This is a genomic window from Mesorhizobium sp. M2A.F.Ca.ET.037.01.1.1, from assembly GCF_003998075.1.
Taxonomy (GTDB): Bacteria; Pseudomonadota; Alphaproteobacteria; order Rhizobiales; family Rhizobiaceae; genus Mesorhizobium.
Genome location: NZ_RZSA01001111.1, coordinates 1 through 1,988, shown reverse-complemented (window position 1 = coordinate 1,988; position 1,988 = coordinate 1). Strand labels below are relative to the sequence as shown.

Annotated in this window: 2 protein-coding genes and 1 pseudogene; 1 reads left to right on the top strand and 2 read right to left on the bottom strand. The window is 65.5% G+C overall.

The window, feature by feature from the left end:
* Window position 1: 1 nt before the first annotated feature.
* Window positions 2-949, bottom strand: coding sequence for a LysR family transcriptional regulator (locus tag EOA27_RS34010; RefSeq protein ID WP_126081770.1), 948 nt, complete (start codon window positions 947-949; stop codon window positions 2-4).
* A 116-nt stretch (window positions 950-1,065) separates the two neighbouring features.
* Between EOA27_RS34010 and EOA27_RS34005 the strand changes: the two genes are divergently transcribed.
* The gene (locus EOA27_RS34005) at window positions 1,066-1,704 is read left to right on the top strand and encodes an FMN-dependent NADH-azoreductase (protein WP_126081769.1); all 639 of its coding nucleotides are present in this window, start codon (window positions 1,066-1,068) and stop codon (window positions 1,702-1,704) included.
* Between the two features lie 78 nt (window positions 1,705-1,782).
* Here the strand turns inward: EOA27_RS34005 and EOA27_RS34000 are convergent.
* Window positions 1,783-1,988 (bottom strand): annotated as a pseudogene (locus tag EOA27_RS34000) (ROK family transcriptional regulator); the annotation flags it as partial.

The window sequence follows — 1,988 nt, the reverse complement described above, 5'->3', positions numbered from 1 at the left end:
CTCATGGACGGCTTGACTCCGGTCCGTCCTCCGCCCACAGGCCTGGCTCCATCTCGTTGAAGCAGCCGAGTTGCCGCCTGAACTCGTCGATCAGCCAGGTCGCCGCCGGCTTGGGGCTGCGGTCATTGCGGTGCATGGCATACATCGGCGAGCGGACTTCGCGGTAAGGCTCGAGATCGAGCTCGACCAGCCTGCCGCTGGCAAGGTCGTCGGCGATCAGCCAGCGCGGCAGGCCACCCCAGCCGAGACCTTCGCGCATCAGCGCATGCTTGGTGCGCATATCGGTCAGCCGCCAGGTGCGATAGGCAAAGACACCATAGTCTCGCCCGCGCGTCCGCTCCGACTGGTCGGTGACGACAAGCTGGATGTGCTCGCGCAGGTCCTCGACACCGACCGGCTTCGGCAGTTTGGCCAATGGATGGTCGGGCGCCGCCGCAGGCACCAGGGAGGTGAAGCCGATGCGCAGCAGATTGACGTCGGCATCGCCTTGCAGGCCGCCGAAGCCGAGATCCACCTGGCCGTTAACGACCTGGTCGACGATCAGGCCGAGCGAGCCGATATAAAGCCGCAGCATGACCGCCGGGAACTGCGCCTCAAAGGCCTTGAGCACGCGCACCAGCGCCGGCGAAGGCAGCGTCACGTCGACCGATATCGCCACTTCCGCTTCCAGCCCTTGCCGGTAGCCGTCGGCGCGCGAGCGGATGCGCTGCAGCACGCCGATCATGCGCCGTGCATCCTCCAGCATCGCCTTGCCGACTTCGGTCAGCTGCGGCTCGCGCACGCCTTCGCGCTCGAACAGCTTCAGCCCAAGCTGCGCTTCGAGATTGGCGATGCCGTAGCTCACCACCGACTGCGCCCGGTTGAGCTTGCGCCCTGCTGCCGAGAAGCTGCCGGTATCGGCGACTGCCACCAGAATCTGGAGCTGGTCCAATGTCGGGTTCGGCTGCATGGCAACGCCATCCATTTTGTTGATGGATTGTATACATATTATACCAGTTATCCTGATGGAGCAGCAATCCCATATTGGCGTGGAAAGTTTCAATCCAACCCCAAGGGGACACCGCCATGTCTATTCTTCTCGTCACCTCCAGCCCGCGCGGCGCCGCTTCGCACTCGACCCGCGTCGCCACCGATCTCGCCCGGAAGCTTGTTGCCGCCGATCCGTCCAACACGCTTGTCGTGCGCGATCTCGTCGCCAATCCGCTGCCACATATCGACCCCGACTACGCCACCGGCATCTACACGCCGGCCGAAGCGCGCACGCCGCGCCAGGCCGAAGTCGTCGGCGTTTCCGACGCCGTGCTCGATGAGGTCTTCGCCGCCGACACGATCATCCTCGCCACCGGCTTCATCAACTTCAACATCTCCTCGACGTTGAAGTCCTGGGTCGACCACGTCGCCCGCTCCGGCAAGACCTTCGCTTACGGCGAGAACGGTCCGAAGGGCCTCGTCGCCGGCAAGAAGGTCTACATCGTGCTCGCTTCCGGCGGCATCTATTCGGAAGGCGCCGCGGTGCAGATGGACCATGCCGTCCCGTATCTGCGCAGCGTGCTCGGCTTCCTCGGCATGACCGACGTTGAAGTGATCCGCGTCGAGGGCGTCGGCATGGGTGCCGATGCCGTGACCGCCGCGCTCGCCAAGGCCACCGCCAAGGTCGACGCGATCGCCGCCGCCAACGCCAACCAGGCCGCCGCGGCTGCCTGATCACCTATGCTGGAGATGAAAGAGGCAGGCGCCCGCCAGCGCCTGCCTCTTTCTGCATTTCGCCGGTAGCCGGCCACCCTACAGCGGCGGCAGCACCACGGCCGGATGGCGGTCCTCGCGCAAGATCAGCCCAAGGCTGTAATCCAGCGCCAGCTTCATGGCGCCGAGCGCAGTTCCGACATCTTCCAGCGTGCTGACCGCGATTGGCGTCGGCCAGGCCAATTCGCCGGCCACCCGCTCGACCTCCGCCGTCATCAACGCGTTGCGGCCGACGCCGCCGCCAA

Coding starts and splice junctions, on each gene's coding strand:
- EOA27_RS34010 (WP_126081770.1), bottom strand. CDS start 949: ATGCAGCCGAACCCGACATTGGACCAGCTCCAGATTCTGGTGGCAGTC.
- EOA27_RS34005 (WP_126081769.1), top strand. CDS start 1,066: ATGTCTATTCTTCTCGTCACCTCCAGCCCGCGCGGCGCCGCTTCGCAC.